The sequence below is a fragment of the Haloterrigena sp. KLK7 genome (assembly GCF_037914945.1).
Classification (GTDB): Archaea; Halobacteriota; Halobacteria; order Halobacteriales; family Natrialbaceae; genus Haloterrigena; species Haloterrigena salinisoli.
Window position 1 is genome coordinate 21,261 of record NZ_CP149787.1, and the last position, 17,721, is coordinate 38,981.

14 protein-coding genes and 1 pseudogene are annotated in these 17,721 nt (G+C 67.4%); 9 read left to right on the forward strand and 6 right to left on the reverse strand.

Annotated features, from left to right (window positions below; translation table 11 throughout):
- The first annotated feature begins 186 nt into the window (after nt 1–186).
- The 3 genes from WD430_RS00155 to WD430_RS00165 all read left to right on the forward strand — a co-directional run bounded on the left by WD430_RS00155 (nt 187) and on the right by WD430_RS00165 (nt 7,857).
- Nucleotides 187–4,008: a glycoside hydrolase family 97 catalytic domain-containing protein gene (locus WD430_RS00155; RefSeq protein ID WP_339104011.1), complete on the forward strand. Its 3,822-nt coding sequence runs from the start codon at nt 187–189 to the stop codon at nt 4,006–4,008.
- Between the two features lie 244 nt (nt 4,009–4,252).
- A complete protein-coding gene (locus tag WD430_RS00160; protein ID WP_339104012.1) occupies nt 4,253–5,161 on the forward strand; it encodes an FkbM family methyltransferase in 909 nt (302 codons plus the stop codon).
- Between the two features lie 212 nt (nt 5,162–5,373).
- A complete protein-coding gene (locus WD430_RS00165) occupies nt 5,374–7,857 on the forward strand; it encodes a DNA topoisomerase I (RefSeq protein ID WP_339104013.1) in 2,484 nt (827 codons plus the stop codon).
- A 12-nt stretch (nt 7,858–7,869) separates the two neighbouring features.
- Here WD430_RS00165 and WD430_RS00170 read toward each other — a convergent pair whose 3' ends face one another.
- The 3 genes from WD430_RS00170 to WD430_RS00180 all read right to left on the reverse strand — a co-directional run bounded on the left by WD430_RS00170 (nt 7,870) and on the right by WD430_RS00180 (nt 11,808).
- Nucleotides 7,870–9,210, reverse strand: a complete 1,341-nt coding sequence (locus tag WD430_RS00170) for an APC family permease (protein ID WP_339104014.1) — start codon at nt 9,208–9,210, stop codon at nt 7,870–7,872.
- Nucleotides 9,207–10,802, reverse strand: a complete 1,596-nt coding sequence (locus WD430_RS00175; protein WP_339104015.1) for an ABC transporter substrate-binding protein — start codon at nt 10,800–10,802, stop codon at nt 9,207–9,209. Before WD430_RS00175 ends, WD430_RS00170 begins: the two co-directional genes overlap by 4 nt.
- Before the next feature lie 376 nt (nt 10,803–11,178).
- Nucleotides 11,179–11,808 carry a TlpA disulfide reductase family protein gene (locus WD430_RS00180; RefSeq protein ID WP_339104016.1) on the reverse strand — a complete coding sequence of 210 codons (630 nt, stop codon included), beginning with the start codon at nt 11,806–11,808 and terminating at the stop codon, nt 11,179–11,181.
- A gap of 125 nt (nt 11,809–11,933) precedes the next feature.
- Between WD430_RS00180 and WD430_RS00185 the strand changes: the two genes are divergently transcribed.
- The 4 genes and pseudogenes from WD430_RS00185 to WD430_RS00200 all read left to right on the forward strand — a co-directional run bounded on the left by WD430_RS00185 (nt 11,934) and on the right by WD430_RS00200 (nt 14,176).
- Entirely contained in the window at nt 11,934–12,542 is a 609-nt protein-coding gene (locus WD430_RS00185) for a methyltransferase domain-containing protein (RefSeq protein WP_339105840.1), read from the forward strand.
- A 28-nt stretch (nt 12,543–12,570) separates the two neighbouring features.
- Nucleotides 12,571–12,786, forward strand: a pseudogene (locus tag WD430_RS00190) (3-keto-5-aminohexanoate cleavage protein); the annotation flags it as partial.
- 84 nt (nt 12,787–12,870) lie between these two features.
- On the forward strand, nt 12,871–13,086 hold the full coding sequence (locus WD430_RS00195; RefSeq protein ID WP_339104018.1) for a hypothetical protein: 216 nt from the start codon (nt 12,871–12,873) through the stop codon (nt 13,084–13,086).
- Between the two features lie 220 nt (nt 13,087–13,306).
- Nucleotides 13,307–14,176: an EamA family transporter gene (locus WD430_RS00200; protein ID WP_339104019.1), complete on the forward strand. Its 870-nt coding sequence runs from the start codon at nt 13,307–13,309 to the stop codon at nt 14,174–14,176.
- A gap of 110 nt (nt 14,177–14,286) precedes the next feature.
- On the opposite strand, the gene WD430_RS00205 is transcribed toward WD430_RS00200, so the two are convergent.
- From WD430_RS00205 to lrpA1, 3 genes are all read right to left on the reverse strand, one after another.
- Nucleotides 14,287–14,880 (reverse strand): nitrous oxide reductase accessory protein NosL, encoded by a 594-nt coding sequence (locus WD430_RS00205; RefSeq protein WP_339104020.1) that lies wholly within the window; start codon nt 14,878–14,880, stop codon nt 14,287–14,289.
- 103 nt (nt 14,881–14,983) lie between these two features.
- Nucleotides 14,984–15,481 (reverse strand): SRPBCC family protein, encoded by a 498-nt coding sequence (locus WD430_RS00210; protein WP_339104021.1) that lies wholly within the window; start codon nt 15,479–15,481, stop codon nt 14,984–14,986.
- Between the two features lie 73 nt (nt 15,482–15,554).
- The gene (gene lrpA1, locus WD430_RS00215; protein WP_339104022.1) at nt 15,555–15,983 is read right to left on the reverse strand and encodes an HTH-type transcriptional regulator LrpA1; all 429 of its coding nucleotides are present in this window, start codon (nt 15,981–15,983) and stop codon (nt 15,555–15,557) included.
- A 143-nt stretch (nt 15,984–16,126) separates the two neighbouring features.
- On the opposite strand from lrpA1, the gene WD430_RS00220 reads away from it, so the two are divergent.
- Both WD430_RS00220 and WD430_RS00225 read left to right on the forward strand, forming a co-directional pair.
- On the forward strand, nt 16,127–16,447 hold the full coding sequence (locus WD430_RS00220; RefSeq protein WP_339104023.1) for a hypothetical protein: 321 nt from the start codon (nt 16,127–16,129) through the stop codon (nt 16,445–16,447).
- An 88-nt stretch (nt 16,448–16,535) separates the two neighbouring features.
- Nucleotides 16,536–17,699: a hypothetical protein gene (locus tag WD430_RS00225; protein WP_339104024.1), complete on the forward strand. Its 1,164-nt coding sequence runs from the start codon at nt 16,536–16,538 to the stop codon at nt 17,697–17,699.
- Nucleotides 17,700–17,721 lie beyond the last annotated feature (22 nt).

The following is a 17,721-nucleotide window of genomic DNA, read 5'->3' on the forward strand; positions in this document are numbered from 1 at the left end:
TTCCCGTCCGTACCTCGCCCGTTCGGGAGAAAAGGGCTCGGCTCGACTGACGGATTGCCGGCTCCGCGAGGTCGGAACGAGCGCCCGCGGTCCGAGAGAGTCGGATTCGCGGATCGAAAGAGGGAGTACGTTAGTTGTGAATATCCCTTATATTTATGTGCGAGGGTGTGACAGGCACTATCTGGAATGCACGAAGAAAATTTACAACAATCGTTTTCGCATTCGAGTCGACGCCGGTTCCTCGGCGGTGTAACGGCGATGCTAGCCGCGGCAGCGTACACGCGAACCGTCCCCGAGGACGCGGCAGCGCGAGTGACGAACGGCGACGACCGCGCCGTCCAGTGCGTCAGTTCGCCGGACGGCGCCGTCGAGGTGACCGTCGACGTGTCCGACGGGACCCCGCGCTACGCGGTGGCGGTCGACGACACGACCTACCTCGAGCCGTCACCCGTCGGATTCGACTTCCGGAACCAGCCGTCGTTCGGGGCGGCGGCCGACGGACCGACCGGCGCCGACCTCGCGGTCACCGGAAGCGAACGCGTGTCAGAGACGGAGATCTGGGAGCCCGTCTGGGGCGCCTACGACAGCGTCGACGCCGAGTACAACGCGCTCGTGGTCGGGCTCGAGGAGACCGGCGATCCGGGCCGGACGGCGAACCTCGAGGTCCGCGTCTTCGATGACGGCGTCGGCCTGCGGGTCGTCCTCGGCGAGGACTTCGCGGGCAACAGCGGACGGGCCGTCCTCACGTCCGAAAACACCGGGTTCGCGTTCGCCGACGACTACACCGCCTGGTGGATCCGCAACGAGGTCACCAACCCGCGGTTCGAACAGGAGTACGAGGAGACCGCATTGAGCGAGATCCCCGGCGGGACGCGGGAGACCCGGCCCACGGGCACACCGCTGCGAAACGGCGCGCACACGCCGCTGACGGTCGAGGCCGGCGACGGGGAGGTCTATCTGAGCGTTCACGAGGCGGACCTCGAGGACTACGCGGCCGCGACGCTCGCCCCGCGGTCGGACGCGGGCGGAACGGAGCTCGTCACGGAACTCACCCCGCTGCCCGACGGGACGAAGGCCTCGCTGGAGCTCCCGAACGCGACGCCCTGGCGGACGATCCAGATCGGACGCCGGCCGGGCGACCTGATCGAGTCGCAGCTGATCCCGCTGTTGAGTTCCGACCTGGCGGAGTCGGCCATGCCGACGGTCGACGGCGAACCCGACACCGACTGGATCGAGCCCCGCAAGTACGTCGGTATCTGGTGGACGATGATCGCCGGCTCCGCCAACTGGGAGTACCGGCCGGACGACTCGTTCGATAGCCCCGAGGAAGCGGCGGGATACGTTCACGGCGCCCGCACCGAGCGGATGAAACGGTACATGGCCTTCGCGGCCGAGAACGGCATCGACAGCGTCCTCGTCGAGGGGTGGAACGAGGGATGGGACACCTATCCCGGCGACGGCACCGGCCTGCAGTTCGGCGTCGACGACTCCTACCCCGACTTCGACGTGCGCGAAGTGACCGACTTCGGCCGCTCGCTCGAGTCCGACGTGGAGATGACGATCCACAACGAGACCGCGGGTGCCCTCCCGCATTACGAGGACCAGATCCTGGACGACGACATCTTCGCTCAGTACGAGGACGTCGGGATCCACTCGATCAAGAACGGCTACGTCTCCGACGAGGGGCTGGGGATCGAAGGCGACGGCTCCGAGCCGACGCACAACCAGCACAACCAGCTGGCGGTCAACCACCACCGGTTGGTGATCGAAAACGCCGCGGCGAACCGCCAGCTGCTCGAGATCCACGAGGGGATCAAGCCGACCGGCGAGATCCGGACCTACCCGAACGTGGCCAACCGCGAGGTCGTGAAGGCCCAGGAGTACGACGGCTTCGAGCAGTTGAGCGCGGACGTCGATCCGGACCACCACGTCACGCTCCCGTTCACGCGGAACCTCGCCGGCCCGGTCAGCTACCAGCCCGGAATCTTCGATATCACCTTCAACGACGACCGAGGTGGACAGATTCAGACGACGCGCGCGAAACAGCTCGCCCTCTACCCGAACTACCTGAGCGGGCTGCAGATGGTCGCCGACCGCGTCGAGGCCTACGTCAACGCCGAACTCGAGGTCGGCGAGTGTCTCCAGGCCGCCTCGGGCGACATCGACGGCTTCGTCACGCTGGACGAGTGGCGAAACGCCTTCGGGACGAACTACGTCGCCGTCGATCCCAACCGCGTCCCGTCGGGGTCGTCGGTCTCCGTCACCGTCGAAGACGCCGACGCGGGCACGCACGAGCTCCACCTCCGATACGCGGCGGCACCCGAGGACAACGCGCAGCGAGTCGTCGAGGCGGGCGAAACCCAGGCGACGCTTCGCGTCAACGACGAGACGATGACGATCAATCCCGACTTCACCGACTACTGGGACCAGTGGGAGGTCTTCACGACGGAAGTCGACCTCGAGGACGGCGACAACGAGATCGGGATCGAACTGCAGTACGACGATTCGGGCGACGAGTTCTCCGGCGACGTCGGCGGCTTCAACCTCAACACGATCGGCGTCAGCGAGCTCGAGGAGCCGTCTCCGGTCCCGGCCGACTACGAGGGCTACACGCCCGAAAACGAGAACTTCGACGCGAAACCCGAGTTCGCGTTCATCGAGAACGTGCCCGCGGCCGGCTGGGACGAGACGCGGGTGGTCGACGCCGAGATCGGCGACTACACCGTCACCGCCCGCAGGGCGGGCGACGAGTGGTACGTCGGCGCGATGACCGACGAGGGCGGCCGCGCGGTCGACGTGCCGCTCGAGTTCCTCGCTCCGGGGAACTCCGGCGGCAAGGGCAACGGAAACGGACCGAAGGGGCCCAAGTACGTCGCCGAGATCTACTCGGACGGCCTCGGCGGCGGCTACGAGTCCGATCCCGAGGCCGTCAGGATCGACGAAGCCGTCGTCGACCCGAGCGCGACGATCCTCGCGTCGATGGCCCGCAGCGGGGGGACGGCGATCCGACTCCGTCCCGCAAACGGGAAGGAACGCAAGAAGCTTCCCACCTACGAGCGGCCGACACAGGACGTGAGTTACGACATCGACGGGGAAGCGGATCTCGGCGAGCCGTTCATCGCTGCCACCGGCTCGAACGACGGCGACTTCGTCGGCGGGACGACCGTCGCGATCGAGGTCGACGGCGAGCGCGAGACCGTCGACAACGTCCGTCTCTCGCCCGGAGCGACCGACGAGACCGTCGAACTCGGCTACGCGATTACGTCGATCGGCACGTACGACGTCGTCCTGCGCGATCCGGACGACGGGAGCGTCCTCGAGTCGGCGACCGTCACCGTCGCGCCCGGCGACCTCGTCGCCGAGTTCGACGACCCGGCCGGCGACGACCACGGCCCCGGCGAGTACACCTACCCGACCAGCGACGACTTCCGGGACGGGGCGTTCGACCTGCGTTCGTTCGCCGTCTACGAGGCCGACGACGCGTATCGGTTCGCCTTCGAAGTCGAGGAGCTCTACGACACCTTCGGCGGGGAGTTCTCGCCCCACTACTTCGCGGTCTATCTCCGGGACCCGTCCCTGGACGGCGGCCGAACGACGGAGCTCGGCGACCTCGAGGTCACCGCCGCGTTCGAGGAGCCCTGGCACTACCGCGTCGCCGCCAGCGGCTTCGGCTCGAGCGTCGTCGACGCGGCCGGCACCGACTTCGGGTCGCCGAATACCATCGTCGACTTCGAGAGCGACACGGCCATCCTGTCGGTCCCGAAGGACGCGCTCAGTGTAGACATCGCGAACGTCGAGGTCGTCCCCGTGGTCGGCTCCGAGGACCGCGGGACGTTCCGCGCCGTCGGCGTCGAGGCCGAAGGCTACGTCTTCGGCGGCGCACGCGAAGGCGCGGCCGAGAACGCCCCGCGGATCATCGACCTCCTGACGCCGTCGGACGTCGATCAGTCCGAGGCGCTCGCGTACGACGCGGACTCACCGGCGACGCTCCCGTTCGTCCCGCTGTGACCGCTCGCTCGCGCGTCGGTAGCCGTCGTCGGTGATCGGCTCGGACGGGCCCCAACTCGGTCGCGCGTCCGAGCCCGGATTCGGTCCACCGACGGATACTCGAGGCGACGATTACACGCGAGTCGACCCGTCCACCCCATCCGTTTTCCCGTTGAACCGTCACCGACTGACGACCCTCATTGCGCGCGACCGACGCGTACTATTCGTGGTTATCGCTTATGGATCAGGGCCGCGTGAGTCGGTTATGGCGGCGATCGACTCCATCGAACGGCTTTTCCAGACGGTTTACAGGGGGCCGGTCAAGCGAGCGGCACACGCGACGGGGATCAACGAACTCCTCGAGTGGGGACTCTGGGCGGGCTACCGGACGCTCAACGGCGGCGAGAAGACGCTCCGAATCGGCGGCGAGTCGGCGACGTTCGCCGTGCCGACGCGGTCGACCCTCGGCGTTCTGAGCGTCGCGGAGACGGTCGAACGGCCGATCTATCGGGACCTCCTCGAGCGCGTTCGCCCGGACGACGTCTTCTGGGACGTCGGCGCCAACGCCGGTACCTACAGCTGTCTCGTCGGATCTCGGCTCGCGGACGGCGACGGCACCGTCGTCTCGTTCGAGCCGTATCCGCCGACCGTGGACCTGCTGAGACGGAACCTCCGCCGAAACGACGTCGACGCGACCGTCGTCCCGTTCGCGCTCGGGGACGCCGACGGGACGACCGAACTGGCGGTGCGCTACGACGACGAACCCGGATCGCAGGAGCACACGCTGACGCCCGAGCGTCGCGACTCCGAGGCCGTCGTCGACGCGGTGACGGTCCCCGTCCGCCGCGGCGACACCCTCGTCGACGACGGGACGCTGCCCGAACCGACCGTGCTGAAAATCGACGCCGAAGGCGCCGGCCCGGCGGTGCTCGCGGGCCTCGAGTCGACGCTGTCGACCGGCGCCCCGCGTCGCGTCTACGTCGAGCCCCACGGGAACACGGACGAACTCGAGTCGACGCTCACCGAGTTCGGCTTCTCGGTCACTCGCGAGTATCTCGGTCGGCACCGGGCGAACAGGAACCCGATCCTCGTGGCCACGCGGGCCTCGACGGGACCGACGGGGCGCGTCTCGCGACTGCTCGGTCGGGGCGGCGAGGAACCGCAGTCGTCCTGACCGCGGACCGAGTCGCCGGGGCCACCTCGGACCGAGTCGCCGCGGCACGGTCCTCGCGCACGTGCGACCGCCCGACGCGCACACCGCACGCACACCCGCGCTGTCGGTCGGTTTTCGGCGAAAGCGTTATCAGATCCTCGGTCGTAGCGAGCGACGATGCAGGACACTCGCCCGTCCGTACCGGAACCGATCGCTCGAGGAGGTGAGCCGTCGTGGAACTGATAATCACGGAGAAGGACAACGCCGCGCGACGGATCGCCGACATTCTGAGCGGCGGCACGTACGACTCGAGTCGCGAGAACGGCGTCAACGTCTACGAGTGGGGCGGCAAGCGCTGCGTGGGGCTGTCGGGCCACGTCGTCGGCGTCGACTTCCCGGACGAGTACTCGGACTGGCGCGACGTCGAGCCCGTCGAGCTCATCGACGCGAACGTCGAGAAGACGGCGACGAAGGAGAACATCGTCGCGACGCTGCGCATCCTCGCGCGCAAGGCCACCCGCGTGACGATCGCGACGGACTACGACCGCGAGGGCGAACTCATCGGCAAGGAGGCCTACGATATCGTCCGCGACGTCGACGAGGAGGTCCCCATTCGCCGCGTTCGATTCTCCTCGATCACGGAGAACGAGGTCCAGAGCGCCTTCGACGACCCGGACGACCTCGACTTCGATCTGGCGGCCGCGGGCGAGGCCCGCCAGATCATCGACCTGATCTGGGGCGCCGCGCTGACCCGCTTCCTCTCCCTGTCGGCGGGCCAACTGGGCAACGACTTCATCTCGGTCGGGCGAGTGCAGTCGCCGACGCTGAAGCTGATCGTCGACCGCGAGCGCGAGATCCAGGCGTTCGATCCCGAGACGTACTGGGAGCTGTTCGGCGACTTGACCAAGGAAGATACCACGTTCGAAGCTCAGTACTTCTACCGCGACGAGGACGACAACGAGGCCGAGCGCGTCTGGGAGGAGGCCGTCGCCGACGAGGTCTACGAGACGCTGGCCGAACGCGATTCGGCGACCGTCGTCGACGTCAACCGTCGGACCCGGACGGACACCCCGCCGACGCCGTTCAACACGACCCAGTTCATCCGCGCGGCCGGCGCCATCGGCTACTCCGCCAAGCGGGCGATGTCGATCGCCGAGGACCTCTACACCGCCGGCTACATCACATACCCGCGGACCGACAACACCGTCTACCCCGACGATCTGGATCCCGAGGAACTGCTCGACGACTTCGTCAGCCATCCGACGCTCGGCGAGTCCGCCGAGTCGCTGCTCGAGGCCGACGAGATCGTCCCCACCGAGGGCGACGAGGAGACGACCGACCACCCGCCCATTCACCCGACCGGCGAGATCCCGAGCCGCGGCGGCGACGTGAGCGACGACGAGTGGGAGGTCTACGAACTCGTCGTCCGGCGGTTCTACGCGACCGTCGCCGACGCGGCCGTCTGGGAGCACCTCAAGGTCGTCACCGAGGTCGACGACTACCGCATGAAGTCCAACGGCAAGCGCCTCGTCGAGCCCGGCTACCACGACGTCTACCCGTACTTCAGCACGTCCGAGAACTACGTCCCCGACGTCGCCGAGGGCGAGGAGCTCGCGCTGACCGACGTCGAACTCGAGGAGAAGGAGACCCAGCCGCCGCGTCGCTACGGCCAGTCGCGGCTCATCGAGACGATGGAGGACATGGGGATCGGGACGAAGTCGACCCGCCACAACACCTTAGAGAAGCTCTACGACCGGGGCTACATCGAGAGCGATCCGCCGCGGCCGACGAAGCTCGCGATGGCCGTCGTCGACGCGGCCGAGAACTACGCCGATCGCGTCGTCAGCGAGGAGATGACGGCCCAGCTCGAGGCCGACATGGACGCCATCGCCAGCGGCGAGGCGACGCTGGACGACGTCACCGACGAGTCCCGCGAGATGTTAGAGGAGATCTTCGCTAACCTCGCCGACTCCCGGGACGAGATCGGCGACCACCTCCGCAAGTCGCTCAAGGACGACAAGCGGCTGGGCCCCTGCCCCGAGTGCGGCGAGGACCTGCTCGTCCGGCGCAGCCGCCACGGCTCCTACTTCGTCGGCTGCGACGGCTATCCCGACTGCGAGAACACCCTCCCGCTGCCCTCGACGGGCAAGCCGCTGATCCTCGAGAGCGAGTGTGAAGACCACGGCTTAAACGAGGTCAAGATGCTCGCGGGCCGGCAGACGTTCGTCCACGGTTGTCCGCTCTGTAAGGCCGAAGACGCCGGCGAGGGGCCCGTGCTGGGCGCATGTCCTGACTGCAGTGAGGAACACGACGGCGAGTTAGCGATCAAAACCCTCCAGAACGGCTCCCGACTCGTCGGCTGTACGCGCTACCCCGACTGCGAGTACTCGCTGCCCCTCCCGCGGCGCGGCGAGATCGAGGTCACCGACGAGCGCTGCGACGAACACGATCTCCCGGAACTCGTCGTCCACAGCGGCGACGATCCCTGGGAACTGGGCTGTCCGATCTGTAACTACCAGGAGTTCCAGGCCCGCGAGAGCGATACCGGGTCGGACCTCGAGGCGCTGGACGGCGTCGGCGCCAAGACCGTCGAGAAACTCGCCGACGCGGGCATCGAGAGTCTGGACGACCTGACCGAGGCCGATCCGGACGCGGTCGCCGAGGACGTCGACGGCGTCAGCGCCGATCGGGTCCGGACCTGGCAGGCGAAGGCGTAACGTCGACCGGCATCAGATCCGCTTTTCGACCGTTTGAACGCCCTCCGAGAGCGTCTCGCGTTTGAAGTACAGCGCCTCGACCGCGAAGACCGCCGCTGCGATGACGACGACCAGCCAGAAGACGGCCGGGAGCTGCGAGTAGAGGTACCAGGTCAGCATGACGAAGAAGGCGGCCGAACCGATCGCGCCGAGCAGCGGCGGGATCGGATTGACGTCGACGTCGTCGGAATCGCGCACCGTCAGCGCGAGCGCGCACATGGTGCCGAAGACGACGATAAAGGCCAGCGAGGCGAACTCCACGACGGCCTCGAGGCTCCCGAGGACGGCGAAGGCGGCCGTCAGGACGCCGATGACGATCACGGTCCGCTTCGGCGCGGCGTCGGCGTCCGGATCGCCCATCTCGTGGGGGAGGATGTCGTCGCCGATCAGGTTCTTGGCGAAGATGGCCTCGCTGAACAGCGTCGAGTTGATCGCGCTGGCGGTCGAGATGAGCCCGGCGAGTCCGACCGCCAGCGCGAGCCACTTCGAGATCAGCAGACCGCCGTAGAGCAGCGCCGGTTCGGGCTGGGCGGCGACGACCTCTTCGGGCAAGAGCGTCGTGATCACGAACCCGACGAGGATGTAGATGGCGGCCGCGATCGGGATCGAGATATACACCCCCTTCGCGAGGGTCTCGTCGGGATCGTCGAACTGCTCCTGATCGTAGAACAGCAGCTGCCAGCCCTCGAAGGAGACGAAGCCGACCGAGGCGGCGATTACGGGATTGAGACCGAGTTGGGAGAAGCCGGTCCGCAGCTGAAAGTTCGCCGCGCCGTACCAGAGGCCGATGAGACCGAAGGCGGCGATGATTCCCGCCTGGACGAACACGAGATAGCGCTCGACCGCCGCCGACGAGCCCGCACCGAGCAGGTTCAATCCGACGAAGACCGCGAGCACGCCGACCGAGAGGAACTGTCGGATCGGCAGTCCCCAGACGTACTCGAAGCCGATCAGCATCTGGCCGTACATCCCGAACGCGTAAGCGTACATCGCCATCGTTCCGATGTAGCCGACGACGAGCGTCCAGCCGACGACGCCCGCGGTCGTCGATCTGCCGGTCAGTTCCTCGATATACGTGACCGAGCCGCCGTCGCTGTCGGTCGCGTCGTTGAGCTTGACGTACGAGTACGCACAGCAGATGACGACGACGGTCGCGAGACTGTAGGCGAACCACGTCAGGACTCCGGCGGCGGCGACGACGATCCCGATCGCCGCGTAGATCCCGCCGCCGACGATACCGCCGACGCCCAGCGCGACGGCCGTTCCGACGCCGAACCCGTCGTCTCCGCCACCGTCGTCTCCGTCGTCGCTCATGATCCCGACCCCACTGTGGCGACCTCGTTTTCCCACACGAGCCGCGGATTGACTCGTGCGATCGGATGGACGCGGAAGTTCTCGACGCCCGCGTCCACCGCGAAGCTGTTCTCGAACGAGCAGATCGGCAGGCAGACGCGGTCCTCGAGCAACCGCGTGATCGCCGCCTCGTAGAGCCGGCGCCGCTGCTCGCGATCCGTCGTCGTTCGCGCCGACTCGAGCCGTTCCATGACGGCGTCCTCGCGGTAGAAGGTCCCGTTGGTCACGCCGGTCAGATTCTCGTGGAACGTCGGGTAGAGGTGCGAGTCCGGGTCGGGAGTGCCCGTGATCTCGCCGACGAACACCGAGTAGTCGCGCTCGGAGCCGGAGACGTACCGCTCGAGGAATTTCGTTTCGGACACCGAGACGGTGAGCGCGCCGTGACTGGCGTCCCGGAGGCCGCCGGCCAGCGCCTCGCCGAACTCCTTGTGTTTCGGATCCGTCGAGGTCAAGATGCGCAGTTGGCCGCTGGCCTCGTCGGCCTCGCGGAACAGTTGGCGGGCCCGCTCGGGATTTTTCCCGTTCGCGAGTTCCGCCCACTCGTCGGTCGGCATATTCCACTCCTCGGCCACCTGCGGCGGCAGCGGGCTGTACTGGCGCTGTCCCATCGGTTCGACGAACTCGGAAACCGCTTTCTCGAGGTCGATGCAGTAGCTGATCGCCTCTCGAACCTGGGGGTCCGTCGTCGGTCCCTCGTTGCAGTTGAATCCGAAGTAGAACGACGTATACCCCTGTTGGCGCTTCACCGACGCGTTCGCGACGTCGCTGACGTGATCGACGATCAACGGCGAGACCGGCTCGATCATATCGTTTCGGTTCGTCCGGAGGCTGGTCAGCTGGGTCACCGGGAACTCGACGTAGACCATTGTGAGCCGATCGACCGCGGGCGAGGTCTCGCCCCAGTAGTCGTCCCAGCGCCGCAGCGTGGTCTTCTTCTCCGCGCTGAACGATGCCACCTCGAACGGACCGGCCCCGATCGGGTCCGTGGCGAACGCCTCCCTGTCGTCCTCGCGCTCCTGCCGGGGAACGATCGGGTGCGTGAGCGCGTGCTCGAGCCCCGGATACGGCTCCGCCAGCGTGAACCGGACGGTGTGTTCGCCGTCGGCCTCGACCGATTCGAACGGGCTCGCCAGCCACTGCGTCGGCGCGTCCTCCTCGAGCGGCGCGGTGTAAGAGTAGACCACGTCTTCGGCGGTCACCGCCCGGTCGTTCTGAAACCGCGCCCGCTCGTCGAGTTCGACGACGACCTCCCGGTCGTTGTCGGCGATTTCCGGCGCTCCGGTCGCGATCGCGGGACCGATATCCGTCCCCGTCCCGTAGCTGTAGAGTCCCTCGAAGATCCGATCGATCGCCTGCTCGGAGCCGATCCCGTGTGCGGTGATGGGATCGAGCGAGAGCGGCGGCCGGAGCGTCCCGACGCGGAGCGTCGAGTCCGATTCCGATCCCAGCGTCGTCGAACAGCCCGCCAGTGCTGCCGTGCTCGCGCCGCCGAGGGCGGCGAGCAGGTCGCGTCGCGTCGTCCCGTCCGTTCGCGTGTCTCCCTGAGTAGTCATCGTGAGTCGTCGGAACCGGTCGCCGTCGGCACGCCGGTACGTCGAACTCTGGGGGTCATCAGACGTCGAGCAATCATCTCGTACTCAGACGTTACCGGCTAGTATTGCGTCGGACGACGAGTGCGGTCTGCCTGCACCTGATGGGGCCCACTCGACGGATCGACAGCGCGATCGCTCGACAGTCGAATCGGCTCCCGGGAGTAGAATTAATGAGTGTGTTCGCATATGTCAGTATCAGTCTCGCGACGCCGTCGGGCGTCGCAATCCAGAGCATGCCAGGACCTAACGAAATCACCCGGTTCGGGAGCACCGATCCGTGAACCGCCTCGGCCCGCTCTGTCTGTAGAATCAGCCAGCGTTCCGGCGACCGCCGCGTTCAGTCGATTTCGGATCGTTCGTCGGTCGCGTTCAGTGCTTCGCCGGTCGCGTTTCCGTCTCCGGTACCGGCGTCTCGAGCTACGGCCTCGAGTGCGTCCTCGACGACCCGAACGATCGTCTCGCGCTCGAGGACGTCGGTCTCGTGCCACCGTTTCTCACCGTTCGGATCGACGACGATCGTGGTCGGATAGCCGACGACGCCGTAGGCGCCGGCCAGCCCCGAATCGTAACCGACGGACCAGTCGCCGCCGTGGCTCGCCCACCAGTCGCGGAGCGCGGCCGGCGACAGCGTCTCGGAGCGCTGGTACGTGGCCGAGAGGAATCGAACGGCGTCGCCGCGTCGCTCGCGGAGTCGATCGCGAGCGGCGGCGAGCTCGGGAATCTGCGCCTGACAGTTGCCACAGCCGGTGACGAAAAACGTGACGAGCGTGACCGAGCCGTTCGGGAGGCGGACCGTCCCGTCCTCGCTCCCGCTGGCGGCGATCGTTTCCACCGCGAGCGAGTCGCCGTCGCCGCTCGTCTCCGGACCGTCAGTGCCGAACGACGGCGGACCGAACCGGAGCAGAGTCCCGGCGCCGGCGAGGGCGCCCGCGCTTCCGACCCCGGCGAGGAGTTCGCGTCGGTTCATCGGCTCACCCCCCGCGCAACGGGGACCAGCATAGCTCGCGTTAGGGGACGATGCGGCAAGAGTTCACTGCCGGCGACGCTCTCGAGACCACCACCGCCAAATATCGCACGCCCGTCGGTACGGCCATGTCCGACGAGCGCGAGCGGTGGAACGAGCGGTACAGCGACGTCGAGTTCGAACTCCCCGACGACCCGATTCCCGAACTCGAGCGCCGGATCGCTACGTTACCCGAGGGGCGGGCCCTCGACGTCGCGACGGGCACCGGGCGCAACGCGCTCTTTCTCGCGGCCCAGGGCTACGACGTCGACGCGATCGACGTCTCCGACGAGGCGATCGAGCGGGCGCGGCAACGGGCCGACGAGCGCGACCTCGAGGTGAACTGGCAGCGCGCCGATCTGGCCGACGTCGACCTCTCGACCGACGAGTACGACGTGATCGCCGTGAGCTTCTTCGCCGCGCTCGAGCACCTGCCCGACCTCAAGGAGGCGCTGGCGCCCGGCGGCGTCCTCGTCTACGAGCACCACCTCCGCTCCGCCGATCCGGTCGAGGTCGGTCCCTCGAGCGAGCGCTTCCGGTACCGGTCGAACGACCTCCTGCGGGCGTGTCTCGACCTGACGATCCTCTCCTACGCGGAGCGGCGGCGACCGGTCGCCGGCGGCACCGCGGCGGTGGCGACCCTCGTCGCCCGCAACTCCCGCGGCGGAACGCAGTCGTATCCGAAGCTGACGGAGTAGCGACGGCGGCGCGCCGCCGTTGGTCGAGCCGTTCGCGGCGATGGGGCCGCTCTCCGGCGGCCACGTCCGCGTCGGTCTCGAGGACGACGCCTGCTATCGGCGGGGCGAACTCGCGGAGCGCGACGCGAAACTGAGCGATCGCGTGGTTCGCGTCGCCGAAGAACTCGGCCGGCGGGGTCGCTGCCTAATTGTTCGAAGCCCACTATCGCGGCTCCCGGAATCGATCGAACCATCGGATCGGTGATCGATCACTGAATCGGACCTTCTATTAGCCGGACACGGTATCGAAACTACTATTTCATATATGGCCGTTATACGTGTTTATACAATGACCAACTGCTCGAGTCGAGGGCTCTTACGGGTGCTCGACGAGCGCGGCGCGGTCGAAGTGGGGACCCTGGCGGCGACGCTCGACGAGCATCCGGTGACGGTGACCCAGGTGTGCTACGACCTCCAGTCGGACGGCCACGTGCGACAGGTCTCGGGCGGCGTCTATACGATCACCGAGGACGGTCGGGAGCACCTCATGACGCTGTCGGAGTGACGACCGCCGGGGGGCGCTCCGCTCGATCAGCGGACTCGCACCGTTCTCTTCCCGTGGCGGAGATGAATCGCCGCGAAAACGATGGCGGCGTCGGCCGGCGGTTCCGAACCCGTTCCGAAACGGGCCGGCTGGTGGTCGCACCCGACGAGACACGCCGCGGTCCGGCGAAACCGACGGACGAATCGCCGGGGCTATACGGTCGAGGTGGCGTCGTGGGAATATGGACGAGCGGACGGTCGGTATCGGTCTGGTACTCGCGTCGGCCGTGGGGTTCGGAACCGTCGGTATCTTCGGGACGCTCGCGGGCGACGTCGGCCTCTCGATTTCGACCATCCTCGTGTTTCGGTTCGCTATCGCGACGCTGGCCCTCTGGGGCCTGTTAGTCTTGCAGGGCCGGCGGCGCCTCCTCGGCGGCCGGCCGCTCGGCTGGGCGGCCGTCCTCGGGATCGGCGGCTACGGCGGCATGAGCGGGTTCTACTTCTGGGGACTCGAGTATCTGACGGCGGGGCTGGTCGCGATCGTGCTCTTCACGTTTCCGGCGATCGTCGTCGTCGTCACGATCGCGACGAATCCGGAGCGAATCAACCGGACGCTCGTCGCCGCGCTCTGTCTCTCGCTCGGCGGCGTCGCCCTGATCGTCGGCGCGGATCCGGCCGGCGCCGATCCGCGGGGCGTGCTCATCATGCTCGGCTCGGCGATCTGCTACGCCGGATACATGCTGGGCAGCGAGCGCGTCCTCGAGTCGGTCGAGCCGCAGGTGCTGACGGCGCACGTATTGCCGGCGTCCGGGCTCCTGTTTCTCGGGATCGGCGTGGTAGGGGGGACGTTCGGGGTGCCGGCGGCAACTGACGCGACGGCGTGGGGCATGTTAGTCGCGCTCGCGCTGCTTTCGACGGCGATTCCGATCTGCCTGCTCTATGCGGGCCTGTCCAAAATCGGGGCGAGCAGGGCGAGTATCATCAGTACGGCCGAACCCGCGGTCGCCGTCGTCCTCGGTGCGGCGGTGCTCGAGGAACCGGTATCGACGACGACGGTGCTGGGCGGGGCGCTGGTCGTCGTCGGCGTGATCCTGATTCAACGGCGAGGGTAACGACGCCGTCGGGGCCGACCTGCGGTCACGTGCGATCGCTGCGATAGAACGCGATCGTCGCGACTGATTCCGGTGGTCAGATGCGATCGCTGCGATAGAACACGTAGTGGTCACATGCGATTGCCGCGGTAGATCTCGGCCGTCTCGCGGTCGATCTCGTCGAACTCGATGATATCGTCCTCGGTCAACGCTTCGGCGTCGTACTCCTCGAGGAAGGCGACGGCGTCGTCCCGGTCGGCGAACGTCCGCGGATTGATCCCCATCTTATCGTCGACCGCGTGCTCGTCGGTAATGAGCACGAAGTACGCCTCGGTGGCGTCGACGAGGTCGCCCGTCTCGTAGTCGACGGTCCAGGCGCCGGTGACGGGCGACTCGACCGTGTTCGCGACGAGATAGGCGAACATGCAGCCCGAGGTGTCGAAGGCGGCCCCCTCTCCGTTCTCGTGGGCGACCTGACTGTGCCAGTTGGAGTAGTCGGCCGGCGTCATATTGCAGACCGGGCAGTTCTGGTCGTCGGTGAACGCGACGGGTTCGCCGCCCGGATGGTCGATGGTCGGATCGAACGTCCGTTTCTCGTCCGTATCCTCGTTGGCGGAGTCGTCTTCGCCACCGCCAAGACAGCCAGCGCCCCCCGCGAGCGCGCTCGCCCCGAGCAGTCCGAGTAGCCGTCGCCGCTCGAGAGTCCCCGCGTTCGGTCCGGTCATACAGTAGCTACCACGGCGACGGCCAAAACGAGCGTGGTTCGACCGCCGAACCGCGTCGACGGAGTCGTCGGTCGACCGTCGGCTGCGACGTCCAGTGATCGTCTCACTCGAGGCGTTCCTTCGTCAGTCGATGCCGCGTGCGGAACATCGCTTCGAAGCCGACCCTCGAGAACGGCGTCGCGGCGTCGGTGAGCAGTCCCACGCCGGCGACGCCGCTGCCCGGGAGTTCGTACGCGACGTGATCCCGGAGCACCGTCCGCTCGCCGTCGGCGAAGAAGGCGTGAGTGTGCTCCCAGCGATCGAACGGCCCGCGGACCATCTCGTCGCGGAAGTACGCGCTGCCGTCGCCGCGTTCGCGGTCCGTGATCAGCGACGTCCAGCGCTGGCGCGGCCCGACGCCGAACGGCCGTATCGACAGCGAGAGCTCGGTTCCGGCCTCGAGTCGCTCCGGATCGGTAGTCCCGTCGGGCCCGATCACCGACTCGACGCGCAGCCCCATCCAGTCGGGCGTCACCCCCTCGAGGCCCTCGACTCGCGAGTGAAACGCCCAGACGTCCGCGAGCGGCGCGTCGATCGTCGTCCGGCGGTCGTAGGTCGCCATCGCGCGTCGCTACGCCGGCCGGCGGGAAAACTGGACGGCCAAACGACGGGCGAGGCGTCGGCCACCGAGCCGACTACTTTAGTCGTTCCTGGAGGAAAGAGGGATGTGCCGCAGTGACGCCGTCGATCTCGAGCAGTTGATCGGAGATGATCTCGCCCAGCGCGTCGCCGTCCGCCGCGCGGACCTCGGCCATCAGCATGTGGTCGCCGCTGGAGCTGTACAGCGCCTCGATCTCGTCCAAGTCCTTCAGCGCCTTCGTCGCCTCGACGTAGCGCTCGCTCGAGACGTCGATCCCCACCATCGCGATCGTCTTGCTCGAGAGTTTCTTCGGGTCGATGTCGGCCGAGTAGCCGACGATGACGCCGTCCTCCTCGAGCTGGTTGATGTACTTGCGAACGGTCGGTTTCGAGACGTTCGCCCGCTCGGCGATCTCGGCGTAAGACGCCTGAGCGTCCTCCTCGAGCACCTCGAGGATGCGATCTTCCGTAGCCTGTGTACTCATGCTACTCTCTTTTGCTCCGGCGGAAAAATATCTTTTGTATACGAAAACGACCGATACGTCGGGGTAAACGACACCGACGTGAGGTGTTCGACCGCCGGATCGCCGGACTTATTCTCGCGGTGACCCCAGGTTCGCTATCCGAGATGGTCGAGCCCAATCACGTCAGCGGGATCGTCTGGTTGTGCTGTGGCGTCGCGATCCTGGCGCTCGGCTCCCTCATCGCCGTCCGCGGTCGGGCCGACCTCCATTCCGACTACGACGAGTCGGTCGATCCGGCGTACGTCTCCCGGTGGGCCGGCGGCACGGCCCTGCTCATGGGCGCGCTCGTCGTCGCCTACGCCGTCCGGGAACTGCTCTACGGTTTCGATCCCCTCCTGCTCGGCGGACTCATCGCCGCGTTGCTCGCGTTGAGTTACCTCTCGAAACTGTTCGCCCGCGGCTTCGGCGCGGGCGGCCGCGACTGAATCGGAGCGCGGCCGCCGTCCCGATCGGCCACCGCCCCCTCGACAGCGTGTAACAATTTATTTGTCGAACGAATCACGGTGAAGTCGTATGGAACCGACACGCCGCGGGTTCGTCGCGCTCGGCTGCGGAGCAGTGACGACGGCGGTGGCGGGCTGTCTGAACGTCGGCGGCAGCGTCGAGACGACGGCCGCGGACCTCGAGTCGACGCTGGCCGAGCTCGACCGTCCGGAGACCGTGATCGCGACGGTCGAGACGACGTTCGATCGGGACGAGACGACGAGCGTCGCGACGAACGAGATCAGAGCGCGGCTCACCGGCGAGACGTACGTCGAGGGCAGCAGCGACGACGCGACGTTTCGGAACGTCGACGACGGCGACCGGGGCTGGTTCCACGACCTCGAGCGAAACCGAGTGGCGGTGCTGGACTCGCAGCGGACCGGCGAGAGCCACATCGAGTACATCTACGGCGAGACGACGACGTACTTCGACCAACTCGAGGCGCGGCTCCGCGCGGCGACGACCCTCGACGGTCGGGAGGTCTACCACGTCCGATTCGACTCCCCGCCGGACGAGACCGTCGAGCGATCGATCGGCGTCCTCGTCGGCAACACGGAGTACGTGCTCCCGCTCGAGACAAAGGACCGCGAGGAGACGGCGTTCCAGAAGCGCGTCGATCGGATCGACGTCTGGTTCGACCGGGAGACGCTGTTCCCGGTCAAGCAGGTCATCGAGACCAGCGACGTCGACCTCGAGGCGGTCTGCACGACGCTCTCGCTCGGCGAGCCGGTCGACGACGAACTGTTCGCGTACGAGCCGCCGGCGGACGCCCTCGTCGAGGAACACGTCTTTCCGTACCTCGACCGGTACGACTCGCTCGCGGACGCCGAAGCCGCGGCGGGCGTCGAAATGGTGCCCCCGACGCGCGTCCCCGAACGGTTCGAGCGCGCCGCGGCCGCCGTCGCCGACTACCCGTACGCGGACGATCTGCGGGCGGTCTCGGTCAGGTACGCCGGCGACGAGTCCGTCGGCGAGTCGATCCGGGTCGGTGTCTGCACCGGGTCCCGACCGTTCGAACTCGACGGCGAGGCGGTCACCGTCGACGGCGTCTCCGGAACGATCGTCGAGAGCGACCTCGGCACGACCGTCGAGTGGCCCTGCGGCGAGCGGACGTACTACGTCGTCGCGACCGCATCGGTCGATCGGGAGACGGTCCTCTCGGTCGCGGAATCGGTCGACGAAGACTGCGATTAACGAGGCCGACTTCGAATCGCGG

Excerpts from the sequence above, each read along its gene's own strand:
- WD430_RS00155 (WP_339104011.1), top strand. The coding sequence starts at position 187 with ATGCACGAAGAAAATTTACAACAATCGTTTTCGCATTCGAGTCGACGC.
- WD430_RS00160 (WP_339104012.1), top strand. The coding sequence starts at position 4,253 with ATGGCGGCGATCGACTCCATCGAACGGCTTTTCCAGACGGTTTACAGG.
- WD430_RS00170 (WP_339104014.1), bottom strand. The coding sequence starts at position 9,210 with ATGAGCGACGACGGAGACGACGGTGGCGGAGACGACGGGTTCGGCGTC.
- WD430_RS00175 (WP_339104015.1), bottom strand. The coding sequence starts at position 10,802 with ATGACTACTCAGGGAGACACGCGAACGGACGGGACGACGCGACGCGAC.
- WD430_RS00180 (WP_339104016.1), bottom strand. The coding sequence starts at position 11,808 with ATGAACCGACGCGAACTCCTCGCCGGGGTCGGAAGCGCGGGCGCCCTC.
- WD430_RS00185 (WP_339105840.1), top strand. The coding sequence starts at position 11,934 with ATGTCCGACGAGCGCGAGCGGTGGAACGAGCGGTACAGCGACGTCGAG.
- WD430_RS00195 (WP_339104018.1), top strand. The coding sequence starts at position 12,871 with ATGACCAACTGCTCGAGTCGAGGGCTCTTACGGGTGCTCGACGAGCGC.
- WD430_RS00200 (WP_339104019.1), top strand. The coding sequence starts at position 13,307 with ATGGACGAGCGGACGGTCGGTATCGGTCTGGTACTCGCGTCGGCCGTG.
- WD430_RS00205 (WP_339104020.1), bottom strand. The coding sequence starts at position 14,880 with ATGACCGGACCGAACGCGGGGACTCTCGAGCGGCGACGGCTACTCGGA.
- WD430_RS00210 (WP_339104021.1), bottom strand. The coding sequence starts at position 15,481 with ATGGCGACCTACGACCGCCGGACGACGATCGACGCGCCGCTCGCGGAC.
- lrpA1 (WP_339104022.1), bottom strand. The coding sequence starts at position 15,983 with ATGAGTACACAGGCTACGGAAGATCGCATCCTCGAGGTGCTCGAGGAG.
- WD430_RS00220 (WP_339104023.1), top strand. The coding sequence starts at position 16,127 with ATGGTCGAGCCCAATCACGTCAGCGGGATCGTCTGGTTGTGCTGTGGC.
- WD430_RS00225 (WP_339104024.1), top strand. The coding sequence starts at position 16,536 with ATGGAACCGACACGCCGCGGGTTCGTCGCGCTCGGCTGCGGAGCAGTG.